15 protein-coding genes are annotated in these 15,564 nt (G+C 59.7%); 11 read left to right on the top strand and 4 right to left on the bottom strand.

Going from position 1 to position 15,564, the window contains the following annotated elements; translation table 11 throughout:
- The 8 genes from WCJ41_RS03295 to WCJ41_RS03260 form a co-directional block, all read left to right on the top strand.
- Positions 1–486, top strand: a 486-nt coding sequence (locus WCJ41_RS03295; protein ID WP_336904402.1) for a prepilin peptidase, incomplete at its 5' end; no start/stop codon positions are given.
- A gap of 79 nt (positions 487–565) precedes the next feature.
- Positions 566–1,372 carry a Flp pilus assembly protein CpaB gene (gene cpaB, locus WCJ41_RS03290; RefSeq protein ID WP_336904401.1) on the top strand — a complete coding sequence of 269 codons (807 nt, stop codon included), beginning with the start codon at positions 566–568 and terminating at the stop codon, positions 1,370–1,372.
- A 4-nt stretch (positions 1,373–1,376) separates the two neighbouring features.
- Entirely contained in the window at positions 1,377–2,837 is a 1,461-nt protein-coding gene (locus WCJ41_RS03285; RefSeq protein ID WP_336904400.1) for a type II and III secretion system protein family protein, read from the top strand.
- Positions 2,838–2,916: 79 nt separating this feature from the next.
- Entirely contained in the window at positions 2,917–3,534 is a 618-nt protein-coding gene (locus WCJ41_RS03280; protein ID WP_336904399.1) for a CpaD family pilus assembly protein, read from the top strand.
- A 35-nt stretch (positions 3,535–3,569) separates the two neighbouring features.
- Positions 3,570–4,823 carry a CtpF protein gene (locus tag WCJ41_RS03275; RefSeq protein WP_336904398.1) on the top strand — a complete coding sequence of 418 codons (1,254 nt, stop codon included), beginning with the start codon at positions 3,570–3,572 and terminating at the stop codon, positions 4,821–4,823.
- Positions 4,823–6,313, top strand: a complete 1,491-nt coding sequence (locus WCJ41_RS03270; RefSeq protein WP_336904397.1) for a CpaF family protein — start codon at positions 4,823–4,825, stop codon at positions 6,311–6,313. Before WCJ41_RS03275 ends, WCJ41_RS03270 begins: the two co-directional genes overlap by 1 nt.
- Before the next feature lie 6 nt (positions 6,314–6,319).
- Positions 6,320–7,333, top strand: coding sequence for a type II secretion system F family protein (locus WCJ41_RS03265; protein WP_336904396.1), 1,014 nt, complete (start codon positions 6,320–6,322; stop codon positions 7,331–7,333).
- A 16-nt stretch (positions 7,334–7,349) separates the two neighbouring features.
- Positions 7,350–8,321, top strand: coding sequence for a type II secretion system F family protein (locus WCJ41_RS03260; RefSeq protein ID WP_336904395.1), 972 nt, complete (start codon positions 7,350–7,352; stop codon positions 8,319–8,321).
- A gap of 11 nt (positions 8,322–8,332) precedes the next feature.
- On the opposite strand, the gene WCJ41_RS03255 is transcribed toward WCJ41_RS03260, so the two are convergent.
- Entirely contained in the window at positions 8,333–9,079 is a 747-nt protein-coding gene (locus WCJ41_RS03255) for a tetratricopeptide repeat protein (RefSeq protein WP_336904394.1), read from the bottom strand.
- Between the two features lie 143 nt (positions 9,080–9,222).
- Here WCJ41_RS03255 and WCJ41_RS03250 point away from each other — a divergent pair, with 143 nt between their 5' ends.
- The 3 genes from WCJ41_RS03250 (at position 9,223) to WCJ41_RS03240 (ending at position 11,876) form a co-directional block, all read left to right on the top strand.
- Positions 9,223–10,593, top strand: coding sequence for a leucyl aminopeptidase family protein (locus WCJ41_RS03250; RefSeq protein WP_336904393.1), 1,371 nt, complete (start codon positions 9,223–9,225; stop codon positions 10,591–10,593).
- Between the two features lie 77 nt (positions 10,594–10,670).
- A complete protein-coding gene (locus tag WCJ41_RS03245) occupies positions 10,671–11,015 on the top strand; it encodes a MarR family transcriptional regulator (RefSeq protein ID WP_336904392.1) in 345 nt (114 codons plus the stop codon).
- A gap of 9 nt (positions 11,016–11,024) precedes the next feature.
- Entirely contained in the window at positions 11,025–11,876 is an 852-nt protein-coding gene (locus WCJ41_RS03240) for an NlpC/P60 family protein (protein WP_336904391.1), read from the top strand.
- Between the two features lie 13 nt (positions 11,877–11,889).
- Here the strand turns inward: WCJ41_RS03240 and WCJ41_RS03235 are convergent, their stop codons facing one another.
- From WCJ41_RS03235 to WCJ41_RS03225, 3 genes are read right to left on the bottom strand one after another with little or no spacing between them, the layout of a single operon-like run.
- Positions 11,890–12,783, bottom strand: a complete 894-nt coding sequence (locus WCJ41_RS03235) for a glyoxylate/hydroxypyruvate reductase A (protein ID WP_336904390.1) — start codon at positions 12,781–12,783, stop codon at positions 11,890–11,892.
- Between the two features lie 53 nt (positions 12,784–12,836).
- Positions 12,837–14,465: an ABC transporter ATP-binding protein gene (locus WCJ41_RS03230; RefSeq protein WP_336904389.1), complete on the bottom strand. Its 1,629-nt coding sequence runs from the start codon at positions 14,463–14,465 to the stop codon at positions 12,837–12,839.
- On the bottom strand, positions 14,462–15,562 hold the full coding sequence (locus WCJ41_RS03225; RefSeq protein WP_336904388.1) for an ABC transporter permease: 1,101 nt from the start codon (positions 15,560–15,562) through the stop codon (positions 14,462–14,464). Before WCJ41_RS03225 ends, WCJ41_RS03230 begins: the two co-directional genes overlap by 4 nt.
- Between the last annotated feature and the right edge of the window lie 2 nt (positions 15,563–15,564).

The raw sequence follows: 15,564 nt of genomic DNA, 5'->3' as shown, positions 1-15,564 counted from the left end.
GCTCTCTATGCTTTTCTGCTCTTGATGCTTCTGGCCGCAACATTGGATGTGCTTTCGCTTCACATTCCCAATTGGATTGTGATCGCCTTGGCAATGCTCTTTTTTCCCATTGCTTTCATCACGGGCATGCCAGGCGTTGCCCTGGGTTTGCATACGGCGACCGCTGTTGTCCTGCTGATCGCAGGTTATGGCCTCTTCTCATTCGGTATGATTGGTGGCGGGGATGCAAAGCTGATGTCTGTGGCCGGCCTGTGGCTCGGCTTCCCAGTCGTGCTGCCGTTCCTGCTGTTTGCGGCGATTGCCGGGGGAATTCTCGCGGTTGCCATCGGGCTTTGGGCTGTTGTCAGCCTTGAAGCGAGGATTCGCGGTGATCGGCTGGAACGTGCGGTGACCCGTTTGTCGCCTGACCTGCCATATGGTTTTGCACTGGCCGCAGGTGCCATTCTGGCAGTGCCGTTTAGTCGGTGGATGGCTTTCGTCGTCTGAACATAGTTAACGCAAATTTGACGAATACACCTCAAGGTAGCCAAATGTCTCCAGTTTGGTACCTCACAGGATTGAAGCAATGAACAGAATGCGGCTCCTGATCTTGGTGGCGGCAATTCTGGCCGCCCTGCTTGCGGCATATCTGTCGACGGGTCTGCTGCGCAGGCCGGCGCCCCAAGTCGTTCAACCGCAAGTGCAGAAGAGCGAGAGCGTGGACGTGCTCGTCGCGGGCACGGCCTTTGCTCCGGGCCAAAGGTTCGGCAGTACCGGCCTGCAGTGGCGGGCCTGGCCGCGTGATGGCTTGGCGGCCGACATGATCAAACGCGAGACGATGCCGGATGCGCCAACCCAGATGCGTGACGCGCGCGCCCGTGTATCGATGATCGCCGGCGAGCCGGTCCTGCCCGGGAAAATCGTGAAGGCCGGCGAGGCAGGCTTCTTGAGCTCCGTTTTGCCAGAGGGCATGCGTGCGGTGGCCATTTCCATTACGGAAATCTCGTCCGTTAGTGGATTCGTGCTGCCGAATGACCGCGTGGACGTCATTCTCACACGAACCACCGCGGACTCGCTCGGCAACAAGATCTCCACCGGCGAAGCCGTGATTACCAACGCGAAGGTGCTGGCCATCAACCAGACGCTCGGAGGCGGAACCACCGATGCCACCGTCCCAGAAGGCCGAACCGCGGTGTTGGAACTAAATCCAAAGCAGGCGGAAGTCCTCGCAAAAGTCGCTGCATCGGGTGAGATCTCCCTCGCATTGCGTGCCCTTGCAGACGGCGGAGACGGCAAGCCGGTGCTTGCCGACAACTATCGGAACCCCAGCCGTGCCACGAGCGGCCCCCTGATCATTCGATACGGGCTCCAGCGCCGGGCGTCTGGACAATGAGAACATGATGATGATTATCCACAAGGTTACCCTAATCCCTTCAGCAGCAAGGCTGGTCTTCTGGCTGCTGATTGCTCTTGCTATCCCGCTTCCCGCAAGCACAGCGCCGAGCAACGCGTCTGCCTCGGACACCATCGATCTCACGGACGGGCAGCAGGCGGGACGCTCATTGCGGCTTGGCCTTGAAAAGAGTGCCGTTCTGAAACTGCCCGCCGCGGTCAAGGACGTCATCGTCGGCAATCCCGAAATGGTCGACGTGGTGCTGAAGAACCGCAGCACCGCCTATCTCTTCGCGCGCAGTGCCGGCCAGACCAACATCTTCTTCCTCGACTCGGCGGGCCAGCAGATCCTGCAGCTCGACCTTGAGGTTACCCTCGACACCAAGGCCCTCAGGTCGCTTCTCGACAGGGCCATGCCGGGCAATGCCATCCAGCTCGACAGCACCGGATCAAACATCGTGCTCAAGGGCGTAGTCAGCGATGCCCAGCAGGGAAAGACGGCAGAAGACCTCACCAAGCGCTTCCTTACGAGTTATGGCGGAGATGACCTGTCCGTCCTCAATCTTCTCAAGATTGCCGAAGGCAACCAGATCACGCTGAAGGTCCGGGTTGTTGAACTGAAGCGCTCGATTCTCAAGCGGATCGGCATGAACCTCGACGGCGAGATCACTGCGGGTCCCTTCAACTTTACCTATTCGAACCAAACAAACCCGGTCAACTTGCCTCACACTTTCGACGGCACGGCTTCGTTCCCGGCTCCCTTCAAGGTCGATGCAACCATTCGCGCTCTCGAAGATAACGGCCTTGCCACGGTTCTCGCTGAACCCACGCTCACGGCAACGTCAGGGGCGCCCGCCAACTTTCATGCCGGTGGAGAGTATCCCTATCAAAGCTGCCAATTTCAGAACCTGGATCCGAACACGACCACCACATATCTCAATTGCACCACTCTGTTCCGCAACTACGGCATCAGCCTTGCCTTTACCCCCACGGTGCTGAGCGAGGGCCGCATCGCACTCAACGTATTCACCGAGGTGAGCGATCTTGCGCCGAACCCTTACGGCACCGAACCGCTGATCGACACACGCAACGCTCAGACCTCAGTGGAACTGCCGAGCGGTGGCTCTATGATGCTCGCCGGCCTCATCAAGAACGTCTCCCAGCAAAAGATGGAAAATACACCTGGCATCCGATCGGTGCCCATCCTTGGGGCGCTATTCTCCAGCCAGGAGTTCCAGCGGCGGCAAAGCGAACTTGTGGTGATTGTTACCCCCTATATTGCGAACCCCTCTGACGAGTCGAAATTGGCAACGCCCATCGACCGCTTCAACAATGCCACCGACCTTCAGCAGTTCTTCCTTGGTCGCATGAACAAAGTCTATGGCCTGCCGGCCAGTGCCGGTGCTGACGCCAGCGGCATGGGGACCGACACCTATCATGGCCAGGTCGGCCACATCATCGAATGAGAGCGGAACAGGACTGAACATGCTCAAGTATAGTGCCCGCCATCTTCGCTCTGCGACCGTTGCCTGTGTGCTGGGGTCAATGACGGCTCTTCTTGCCGGTTGCTCTCCAGAACTTGCGAGTTTCGATGACACCTACGTGCCAGCCAGCGTCGAGGAGAACTTCCCGATCAAGGTCGTCGAGCGACCCGTCAAACTCGCGCTCGATGTGACCCCAGGTGGTCTCAGGCCTGGAGATGTCAACGACGTGATCCAGTTTGCGCGTCAGGCCGAATCCCGCGGCGCCACTCCCGTGGTTGTTAGCTACGCGACAGGAAGCAAACAGTCACGCGAAGCGGCAAACCAAGCTGCCGGAATCCTCGCACGACAGGGAATTGCGCGGCATTCCATCATCGTCACCCCCTATGATGGAACCCAGAACCGCGTGGTCCTGGCATTCTCCACCAAGGTTGCCGAGACAAAACCCTGCGGAGACTGGTCACAGAACATGCGCGCGAACCAGTTCAACGACTCAGGCCCCAATTTTGGGTGCGCATTCCAGCAGAACTTCGCAGCCATGGTTGCCAACCCGGAAGACCTCGAGCGCCCGCGCCCCATGACCGCCGCCCAAAGTGCCAGCCAAAGCCCGGCACTCAAGAACTACTCCGATGGAACCTGGACCGAGCAAACCGCCGATCCGGTTTTCTCGCCTGGACAGTAAGGAGCAGAGCGGATGAAAGTTGAAGTGAGCAGTGGATGACGATGCACGGTGAAGCACCCGGATTGCGCGGCAAAGCTACCCCCGTAGCGCTGGTGCCGCGCGTCAATATCCAGGCCTTCTGCGAATTGCCGCGGACCGCCGAGGATGTGCGAGCGGCCTTTGCTGACCGCCGCATGGCCCGTGCCCACGGAACAGTGATAACTGGCGGCATTCCAGCGGCGATCAGGCTCTACCAGACCCAGTCTACGCCAAACCTCTTGATTGTTGAATCTGATGCACCGCGCGACGAGTTGCTCACCAACCTTGCTTCCCTTGCAGAGGTTTGCCAGCCCGACACGAAAGTCGTGGTCATTGGGCACATGAACGACGTGATCCTCTATCGTGAACTGATCCGCCAAGGCGTCAGCGAATACATCGTCGCGCCCATTGCCCCATTGCATCTGGTGGAGACCATAGCCTCGCTGTACCGGAATGATAAGGCAGCGCCTGTTGGTCGAGTCATCGCTTTTCTGGGAGCAAGAGGTGGCACAGGGTCCAGCACCATCGCTCACAACTGTGCCTGGGAGATTGCGCGCGCGGTCGACATCGAAACCACCATCTTCGATCTCGACCTTGCCTATGGCACGGCCGCACTCAATTTCAACATCGATGCATCAGGCGGCATTCTGGAAGCCATATCGCAACCGGAACGCGTTGACTCTCTGCTGCTCGATCGGCTTCTCACCAAGCTGGGCCAGAAACTGAGCCTTCTCGCGGGCCCCGGTGGAGTCGACAAGGATTTCGCCGTTGAGGCTCATGCGGTGGAAACAATCCTGACTGCAATGCGAGCGACCGTTCCGATAGTTGTGGTGGATCTGCCAAACCTGTGGGCACCCTGGGTTAAGTTCACACTCCAGCATGCTGATCAGATCGTTCTCACCGCCGAACCTGACCTTGCCAGCCTCCGCAATGCCAAGGCGCTGTTTGACATGTTCACGGTGTCCCGACCGAATGACCCGTTGCCAAATCTTGTCTTGAACAAGGTGGGCGTCCCCAAGCGACCAGAGATACCTGCAGCAGATTTTGCCAAGGCAGTAGGCACCAATGTCGCTGCCTCAATTCCCTTTGATCCGTTGAGCTTCGGGACCGCCCTGAACAATGGCCGGATGCTCCTCGACGCCACGCCAAAGGTTAAGGCCGCCGAGGCAATACGCAAGCTGGCGCATGACTTCGGCGGTGATAAGCCTGCAAGACCTGTCGCGACCACCTCATCTGTTCTGAAGAAACTTCTCGCATTGGGTAAAAAGTGATGTTCGGAAAGCGCTCGGGTGAAAGCCCATCCAAGGACCTTCTTGCGCCGCTCCAGCCCTCACGCAGCGATGTGGGCGCCGAGCAGAACCGCCAGGTTTTCAGGCCAGGGCAGGAGCAGCGCAGTCCATCTGTCAGTCCTGCCGGAGGGTTCACGCCAAACGCGCCCGGCGGCCGAATTGACGGCTCGAACAACCGGCGGTCAGAAACCTACTACGACATCAAGAGCACAATCTTCAACGCCCTGATTGATGCCATCGACCTTACGCAGCTCTCGCAGATAGACCGCGAGGCAGCGCGTGAGGAAATTCGCGATATTGTCAGTGAGATCATCACCCTCAAGGACGTGGTGATGTCGGTCTCTGAGCAGGAGGAGCTTCTCGAGGATATTTGTAACGATGTCCTTGGATTTGGTCCCCTTGAGCCGCTGCTTGCCCGCGATGATATCTCCGACATCATGGTGAACGGCGCGGGCACCACTTTCATCGAGGTTTCCGGCAAGGTCTTGAAAACCGGTGTCCGCTTTCGAGATAACACACAGCTTCTCAACATCTGTCAGCGCATTGTCAGTCAGATCGGTCGGCGCGTCGATGAGGCTAGCCCCATTTGCGATGCGCGTCTGCTGGATGGTTCGCGTGTCAACGTCATCGTGCCGCCACTCTCCATCGATGGGCCTGCGCTCACGATCCGAAAATTCAAGAAGGATCGTCTGAAGTTGCCTGATCTCGTTCGGTTCGGGTCAATTACTTCGGAGGGAGCGACACTGCTGGAGATCATAGGCCGAGTCCGTTGCAACATCCTGATTTCCGGTGGCACGGGTTCAGGCAAGACCACACTGCTGAATTGTCTCACTGCATACATCGAAAACGATGAGCGAATCATCACCTGTGAAGACGCCGCAGAGCTGCAGCTGCAGCAGCCGCATGTCGTGCGTCTCGAAACGCGACCGCCGAACCTTGAAGGCGAGGGTGAAATCACCATGCGTGACCTGGTGAAGAACTGCCTCCGCATGCGGCCTGAACGCATTATCGTTGGTGAAGTTCGCGGACCAGAGGCTTTCGATCTCTTGCAGGCGATGAATACGGGCCATGACGGATCGATGGGAACTCTCCACGCCAACTCACCACGTGAAGCACTCTCGCGCCTCGAGTCCATGATCACCATGGGCGGATTTTCGCTGCCATCCAAGACGATCAAGGAAATGGTTTGTGGGTCGATCGACCTGATCGTGCAGGCTGCCCGCCTGCGGGATGGTTCGCGTCGCATTACGCACGTAACCGAAGTGGTGGGCATGGAAGGTGACGTGATCATCACGCAGGATCTGATGGTCTATGATATCACCGGCGAGGACGCAAATGGCAAGGTTGTTGGGCGGCATCGCGGCACCGGTATTGCGCGACCACATTTTTGGGATCGGGCGCGCTATTACAACGAAGATCGGCGCCTCGCCGAGACACTCGAATTGGCAGAAATCCGTGGTGAGGCGGGATAAGGAGCCATGCCGTTCGGATTGGATCCGCAGCAACTCGCCTTTCTTCTTCTTGTCGCGGTGGCCGCCGGCGGTGCGGTTCTCGCGTTGGCCCTACCTTTGCTCTCCTCTTCGGAGGGAGAGTCGCGTGTAAAATCCATCGCGGCGAAGAGCTCAGTGGCGGAGGCCAAGACTGGGTCTGCGTCTGGACGACTGATTGGTGGCCAGAAGGACAATCGTCGCCGCCAGATTCAGGACTCCCTGAAACAAATCGAGGATCGTGCCCAGCAACGCAAACGGGGTGTGTCTCTGCGTGCGCAGATCGGCCGCGCCGGACTTGGCATCTCGGTGCGAAATTTCTGGGTGGTGTCCGGCGCCGTGGGGCTTGCCATGGCTCTCCTTCCCCTCTTGCTGGGCCTTCCGATCTTCGTCGGATTTCTGAGCGGAATTGCTGGTCTCCTCGGCCTTCCCCGCTGGTTCCTGTCATACATGTCGAAGCGGCGGCAGAACGCCTTCCTCAGAGACCTGCCGGATGCATTGGACGTTATGGTCCGGGGCTTGAAGGCAGGCCTTCCGCTCTCCGATGCCATGCGCGTGATCGCAACGGAGGCTGGACCGCCCATTGCTCCTGAATTCATGGAAATTGTTGAAGGGCAGCGCCTCGGCGTCACAATCGATCAGGGTCTGGAGCGCATGTTCGAACGCATGCCATTGCCGGAAGTCAGCTTCCTGGGTATTGTCATCAGCATTCAATCGAAGTCTGGTGGCAATCTCTCCGAAGCTCTTGGCAATCTGTCCCGGGTGCTTCGCGATCGCAAAAAGATGAAGGGAAAGGTTCGGGCGATGGCGCAGGAGGCAAAGTCCTCCGCGGCCATCATCGGCGCGCTGCCATTTCTGATCGTAGGCGCGATATTCATGCTCAGCCCGAAGTATCTTGAGCCTCTTTTCACGACTGATACCGGCCACCTGATTCTCATCGGATGCGGCGTCTGGATGCTCATGGGCGTCCTGACTATGCGGAAAATGATCAACTTCGATATTTGAGTGAACTGATAGCATCATGCTTCATGCTCTGTCTGAACTGCTCCGGGTGGATACACTCATTACACTGTTGTTTTCTATCGCTGCATTTGCAGCCGTTCTAAGCTTCGCTGCTCCGCTCATGCAGGACGACCCGCTCAAGGCACGCATGAAGGCCGTGAGTGTCGAACGCGACAGGTTGCGCGCAGAGCAGAAGATCAAGGGTTTGGGTGAGTCAAAGCTGCGCGACAAGCGCAATGCTGGTGCTGCAAGGCGCTTTGTCGACATCCTAAATCTTCGCAAGGTATTCGAAGCTGAGACATCTCGAGAACTCTTGCGGCAGGCGGGCTTGCGCAGCGAACGTCACCTGATTCTCTATCTCGTTGCCCGGGTGGGGTTTCCGATTGGAATGGGTCTTCTTGCATTCGGCTATGTGTCGATCATTTATGCCGATACCGCATCGCCCCAGATGCTCATTGCTGCAACAGCCTTCGGTTTGATCGCAGGAAACTACCTTCCATACCTATTGTTACGCAATCTGGTCACGCGGCGACAGGCGTCGATTCGCCGTGCCTGGCCGGACTCCCTTGATCTGATGCTGATCTGCGTTGAGGCCGGCATGGCAATCGAACCTGCCATGCAACGGGTGGCCCGCGAAATTGGCGCAATCTCGGTTCCGCTCGCAGAGGAAATGACATTGACGGTGGCCGAGTTGTCATTCCTGCAAGAACGACGCAAGGCATTTGAAAATCTTGGAAAGCGCACCGGCCTTGCTCAGGTGAAGTCGGTTGTAACGAGCCTTATTCAGTCGGAGCGTTATGGAACGCCGCTAGGAACGGCCCTGCGTGTTTTGGCACAGGAAAACCGTGACATGCGCATGTCGGAAGCAGAGCGCAAGGCGGCGGCTTTGCCGCCACGACTCACCGTGCCGATGATGCTTTTCTTCATGCCGGTCATTTTTGTGATCATCATGGGTCCGGTTTTCTTGACCGTATCCAAGCTCCTCTTTTAGCCAGGCAAGGTTCATCCCTTCACGTTGCCGTCGCTGATCTGCTGCCAGGTATTCGGCTGGGAGAGCATTTTCTTCAGATAAGCCATGTTCTCCTGCACTTGCTCGGGGGGAAGATCCTCCTGTGCAAGCTTCGTGGCTTCGTCAAAGCGGCCCTGCAACCCGATGACGAGGGCGAGATTCTGTCGGATGCGTGGTTCGCTTTTCGACCGGGGAAGGGCATCCGCTGCTTGCAACTCGGTCTCTGCCTGCTTCAGGTTGCCTTCAAGTGCGTAGGACATGGCGAGATTGTTCATGACCACAAGGTTTTGCGGGTCGCTGGCCAGCGCCCGCGAGTATTGTTCACGCGCCTTCTTGTACAGACCCTGCTGGTCGTAGGCACTGCCGAGCGCGGACATCACACGCCAGTCCGTGTCGCCACCTCTTTCGGCGCCTTCGAGGATGGGTATAGCCTGTTCAGTCTTTCCGGCGGCTACCAGTTTGCGACCATAGAGACCTGCAACCTTGGCGTTCGATGGGTCCTCCTCGGCGATCTTCTTGTAGACGCTCAGCGCTTCATCCTTTTGTCCAAGGCTTTCGAGGCCGTTGGCATAGGCGAGGCCCTTGTTGACGTCTTTCGGGTTGGCTTGCCATTTGTCGCCGAGGTCGGCCAGCGCCTCCAGCGAGACGGGCGTCGTCGACGCGGTCGAAAGGCTGCTTGATGACCCGAGCTGGCCGGTCGTCTTGTTGCATCCCGTGAGGATCACGGCGGCAGCCAGCATCAAAAGAATAGTGGCACGGGGCCTGCCCCTCGGCATTGCGAAACTCCAGTCCGGTTTATTCAGCTACCTTGGCGCGCAACGGTCAATATTTGATTAACCATAAGAGGGTTTCGCGATATGGGAGGCCAAACCCGGAGTTCGCCATGATCGACGTTGCAGACATTCTCCTTGCGCCCGCCGCGCGCGGCATTCCTGTCACCCTCATTGAAGGCAAGGAATGGGAACGGAAGCGCCAGGATTTGACGGTGGAAATTCGGACCTGGGCAGATGCGAACGGTTTCAAGGCCCAGCCGGGGCGTGTACTCGCTGTTCCGGGACAGAGGAGCGAGCTGAAGCAGGTGTTGGCGGGTGCAGACGCTGGTGATCCCTTCGCCATGGGAAGGCTGGCTCGCAACCTCCCGCCGGGTGCTTATTCTGTGAACGGAGCAGTGCCACAACCGGAGCTGCTGTCGCTTGGCTGGTGCCTCGAAGCATATGGCTTCGGTCGCTATGGCAAGGCGTTGCAGCCCGTGGCGCAATTGGTCTGCCCGAAAGGCGTCGATCGTGAGGGGGTGTTGCGCGCCGCGCGCGCCAGCTGGATGGTGCGTGACCTCGTCAACACGCCGGCCGCCGACATGGGGCCGGACGAGCTGGAGCAGGCGGCTCGTGCCGTTGCCCGCGCTCATAAGGCGAAGCTGAGGGTCATCTCCGGAAGAACGCTTGAAAAGGACTTCCCAATGATTCACGCCGTGGGCAAGGCCAGCCCGCGCAGCCCCCGCCTCATTGACTTCACCTGGGGTCCCGCACGGGCGCCAAAGGTCACGCTGGTCGGCAAGGGCGTGTGCTTCGACACCGGCGGCCTCGACATCAAGCCTGCCTCCGGCATGGCGTTGATGAAGAAGGATATGGGCGGTGCCGCCAATGTGCTGGGCCTTGCCCAGATGATCATGGCCGCCAACCTGAAAGTCCGGCTGCGGGTTCTCATTCCCGCCGTCGAGAATTCGATCGCCGGCAATGCTTTCCGCCCCGGTGACGTGCTGAAGAGTCGAAAGGGCATTACGGTCGAGATTGGCAACACCGACGCCGAGGGACGCCTGGTGCTGGGCGATGCACTGGCGCTCGCGGATGAGGAGAAGCCCGACCTGCTCATCGATATGGCAACGCTGACCGGTGCTGCCCGCGTGGCTCTGGGCCCCGACCTGCCGCCTTTTTACACGGATGACGAGGCGCTGGCCGAAGCCATCGCCAAGGCGGGCAGGGAGGCGAATGACCCGGTGTGGCGCCTGCCGTTCTGGCAACCCTACAATCGCCTGTTCGAATCCTCCGTGGCGGATATGAACAATGCCGGCGACTCAGGCTTTGCGGGTTCCATTACCGCAGCGCTGTTCCTCAAGCGCTTTGTCGAGAAGGCGAAGTCCTATGTTCATTTCGATATCTTCGCATGGACGCCGGTGCCACGCCCCGGTCGGCCCAAGGGCGGCGAGGCGCAGGCGATGCGAACGCTGTTTGAGGTCATCCGCCGACGCGCCACATAGCGGCTTGCAACCGCATTCATTTGCGGCCAGACTGTAACGGACCCGAAACAACCATATCGGTTGCGAGAAGGCTGCTTATGTCCGTTGCGTTGTCCACCGCCCAAGCCCTCACTCTCTGGCACGATGTCGCCCTCGCCCTTGTGCGGGACGACGAGCCCGACTTGTCAGTGCGCCAAGTCTGCATCCTTCTCACCATCTATCTCGAGGCCCCACCCCACACGGTGCGAGACCTGGCTAAGAAGCTCGGTGTCACCAAGCCGGTCATCACCCGCGCGCTGGACACCATGGGCAAGCTCGAACTCGTGAGCCGCAGGCGTGATGAGAAGGACAGGCGCAACGTGCTTGTCCAGCGCACCGTGAAGGGCGCTCTCTATCTCGAGCGTCTGGCGGACACGATTGGCAATCACGCAAAAAGCCTCTAGGGAGCGAGCATGAAAAAGCTCGACCCGCGCCTTCATGCATATCGCCCAGACCTCGCCGACATCGCACTTGTGGGCGAGGTGGAGGCGCAGAACTTCGTGGGACCGCGGTTGGTGCAGGTCATCGAGCCCGTCATCACCATGCACAAGGCGCCGCGCTTCGACGCGATGCAACTCACCCAGGCGCTGTTCGGCGAGACAGTGAAGCTTTTCCACGAGGAAGAGGGCTGGGCCTGGGTGCAACTCGTGCGAGATGGCTATGTCGGTTATGTGAACGGCAATGCGCTGTCATCGCCGATCTCAGCGTCTACACACCGCGTGGCCGTGCCCTCGACCTTCATGTACCCTGAGGCGAGCCTTAAGACGCAACCCGCCATTTCCCTCACACTCAATGCACAGGTGACTGTGAAAGTGGAAAACGGCGCCTATTCGCAGCTTTCAAACGGTCGCTTCGTGTTCACCGCGCATCTGAAGCGCGTCGACGATGTCGAGGCGGATTTCGTCGCCGTCGCGGAAATGTTCCGCCACGTCCCCTACTACTGGGGCGGCAAGTCGGTTCATGGCCTTGATTGCTCGGGCCTCGTGCAGCTGTCGCTCGAGGCCAGCGGCAAGACGGCACTGCGCGACAGCGACATGCAGGAGGCGACGCTGGGCGAGAGGCTGATGGTCAACGACCTTGATGCCCTAAGGCGCGGTGACCTCGTCTTCTGGGATGGCCACGTTGGCATCATGACGGATGAGAAGACACTGCTTCATGCCAACGGCCACCACATGATGGTGGTGGCAGAGCCGCTGAAGGAGGCGGTTGACCGCATCGCTGCTCGCTATGGACAGCTGACGTGCGTGAGGCGCTTCCGGGGCTGACGCCCAAGGGGAATCAATATCCCCGCGCCCGGTCCACCAGGTTTTTCAGCTTTTCGCCGCGTTGGTGCTTGGCAATGTTCGCCGCAACATAGGCGCAGATCGTCTCCGGGTCGCTGTCGGCGGCGCAATGCGGCGTCACCGTCACGCGCGGATGCGTCCAAAGCGGGCTGTATGGTGGAAGGGGTTCGGGCACGAAGACATCAAGTGTCGCCGCATGGAGTTCGCCTGCATCGAGAGCCGCGAGAATGTCGTCCGACACCTGCTGACGGCCACGGCCCGCGTTGATGACGATAGGCGCACCGAAGGGCCCCTTGCGGGAGAGCTTGCGGATCGTCGCGCGATTGATGATGCCGTCGGTATCCCGCGTCGCCGGCAGCAGCGAGACGAGAACGTCGGTGCGCGCCAGGAAGGCATCGAATTCTTCCGCGCCAGCGAAGCTTTCGACGCCGGGAATGTCTTTGAGACTGCGGCTCCACCCGGCTACGCGGAAGCCGATGTCACGCAGCTTGATGGCCGAGTCCACGCCCATCACGCCAAGTCCCATGATGCCGACACTCAGTTCCCTTGCGGCATGGGTTGGGAAGGAGTCCCAGATCTTGTTCCGCTGGTTATCGTCGATGCGGCGCTGCTGGCGGTGGTGCATCAGCACATGCAGAACGATGTATTCGGTCATGCGACCCGTCAGGTCCGGGTCGTTGACGCGCACGATGGGGATATCGTGGGGAAGCGTCGGATCCTTGAGGATGGCGTCGACGCCAGCCCCCAGAGACATAATGACCTTGAGGTTTGGCAGGCTCTTCACCACGCCGGGCGGCGGCAGCCATGCGGCACAGTATTCGATGTCAGCGACGTTGCCCATCTGATCTGGCCATACGCGCACGTCGAGATCGGGGGCAACCTTCTTCATGGCCGCGGTCCAAACCTCGACTGGCCATGTCGGCAGAATGAACAGGAATGCCATTATTGATTCACCACCCCTTCCGGCGCGGCCTTCAGGTTAAGGGCAGCCGCGATCAGCGCCTTTGTATAGTCCGTCTTCGGATTTGAGAAGACCTCCGCCGTAGGCCCACTCTCCACCGTCACGCCATTGCGCATGACAATCACCTCGTTGGCGAGCGCGCGCACTACCCTTAGGTCGTGGCTGATGAACAGATAGGCGAGATTATGCTTCTGCTGCAACTCGCGCAGAAGGTCCACGATCTGCGCCTGGACAGACATGTCGAGGGCGGAAGTCGGCTCGTCCAGCATGATGAACTTAGGTTCCAGCGCCAGGGCGCGCGCAATGGCGATGCGCTGGCGCTGGCCGCCGGAAAATTCATGCGGGTAGCGATCCATGGTCGAAGGATCGAGCCCGACCTCTGTCAGCGCGCGCGCCACGATCTCGCGCCGCTGCTCATAGCCCAGGTTGCGGCCCTGCACCGTCAGGCCTTCCTCGACGATCTGCTGGATCGAGAGCCGCGGCGACAGTGAGCCGAACGGATCCTGGAAAACAATCTGCATGTCCTTGCGCAGCGGTCGCATCATGGCGGTGTTATAGCCGTCGATGTTCTGGCCCATGTAGACGATCGGGCCTTCGGAGCGGATCAACCGGAGAAGGGCGAGGCCCAGCGTCGTCTTGCCCGAACCCGACTCGCCCACCACACCGAGTGTCTGCCCGCCGCGGACGATGGCATCCACGCCATCAACCGCCTTAATGTACCCCACCGTCTTGCGGAAGAAGCCGCGTTTGATCGGGAACCAGACCTTGAGACCCTTGGTCTCAAGCACCGTGGGTGCCGAAGGATCGCTCGGTGGGGGTGCGCCCTTGGGTTCGGCGGTGAGCAGCATTTTCGTATAGGCGTGCTGCGGATTGGCGAAGACTTCCTTTGCATCCCCGCTCTCCACCGCCTTGCCGTGCTGCATGACCACGACATTGTCAGCCATCTTGCGAACGATACCGAGGTCATGGGTGATGAGCAGCAGCGCCATGCCGAACTCGGCCTGAAGCTCCTTCAGCAGCTTCAGGATCTGCGCCTGCACGGTCACGTCCAGCGCCGTCGTCGGTTCGTCGGCGATCAGAAGGTCGGGGTTGTTGGCAAGCGCCATGGCGATCATCACGCGCTGACGCTGGCCGCCGGACAGCTGGTGCGGATAGTCGAGAAGGCGTGTCTCGGGATCGCGGATGCCAACCTTGGCCAGCAGATCCACGATGCGGGCACGCGCCGCATCTCCCTTGATGTTCTGGTGGACCTCAAGAATTTCACCGATTTGCCGCTCCACTGTGTGCAGCGGATTGAGCGAGGTCATCGGCTCCTGGAACACCATGGTGATGTCATTGCCGCGCACCCGGCGCAGGTCGCTCTCGTCGGCATCGAGCAGCTCCTGGCCCTTGAAACGAACGGAGCCTGAAGGATGCGAGGCGGATGGATAAGGCAGAAGCTTGAGGATGGAGAGGGCGGAAACCGATTTTCCAGAGCCCGACTCACCCACCAGTGCCAGCGTCTCGCCCTTGGCGATCGAGAACGACACCTTGTCAACGGCGAGCGTGGTCCGCTGGCCCTGCGCGAAGGCAACCGACAGATCTTTCACCTCGAGCAGCTTTTCACTCATGCGAAGGTCTTTCGCGGATCAAGCGCATCACGCACGGCCTCGCCGATGAAGACGAGCAGCGACAGCATGAGGGAGACGATCAGGAAGCCGGTAAGCCCAAGCCACGGTGCCTGCAGGTTGTTCTTGCCCTGGGCGATCAGCTCTCCGAGCGAGGGTGAACCGGGCGGCAGGCCAAAGCCGAGGAAGTCGAGCGACGTCAGCACCGTCACTGAGCCAGCCAGGATGAAGGGCATGAAGGTGATGGTGGAGACCACCGCATTGGGCAGCAGGTGCTTGAACATGATCCGCGCGTCCGACAGCCCGAGTGCGCGTGCCGCGCGCACATATTCGAAGTTGCGGGCGCGCAGGAATTCGGCGCGCACCAACCCGACGATCGACGTCCAGGAAAACAGGATCTGGATGAACAGCAATATCCAGAAGGTCGGCGTGATGAAGGCCGCGAGGATGATGAGCAGGTAGAGGCCCGGCATCGACGTCCAGATTTCAATGAAACGCTGGAACAGCAGGTCCGTCCAGCCACCGAAATAGCCCTGCACGGCACCTGCACCCATGCCGATGAGCGATGAGATGAGGGTGAGGATCAGGCCGAAGGCCACCGAGATGCGGAAACCATAGATCAGCCGCGCCGTCACATCGCGCCCCTGGTCATCGGTGCCGAGCCAGTTGAGGTTGCCGAACACGCAGTTGGAGTCGTTCACGCCCAGCGGATATTTGGCACAGGCCTGTTCGCGGGTGAGCTGGAAGGCCGGTGTCGAGGGCGCCGGCATGGGGATCTGGTAGTTCACGCTATTGTATGAATACCGGATCGGCGGCCAGATCATCCAGCCATTGGCGGCAATTTCATCCTGGATGAAGGGGTCGCGGAAGTCGGTATTAGCGAAACTTCCGCCGAACTTTGTCTCCGGATAATCGAAGAAGGTCGGGTAAGACCACTGGCCCTTGTAGGACACGAGGATCGGCCGGTCATTGGCGATAAAGGGTGCGAAGACCGAGATCAGGAACAGCACCATGAACAGCCAGAACGACCAGAAGCCGCGCTTGTTCTGGCGGAACAGTTGCCAACGGCGCTTGTTGAGGGGTGTCATGCGGATCGCCATGG

The sequence above is a fragment of the Aestuariivirga sp. genome (genome assembly GCF_037139295.1).
In the GTDB taxonomy this organism is placed as follows: Bacteria; Pseudomonadota; Alphaproteobacteria; order Rhizobiales; family Aestuariivirgaceae; genus Aestuariivirga.
This window is presented reverse-complemented; position numbering and strand designations above follow the sequence as displayed.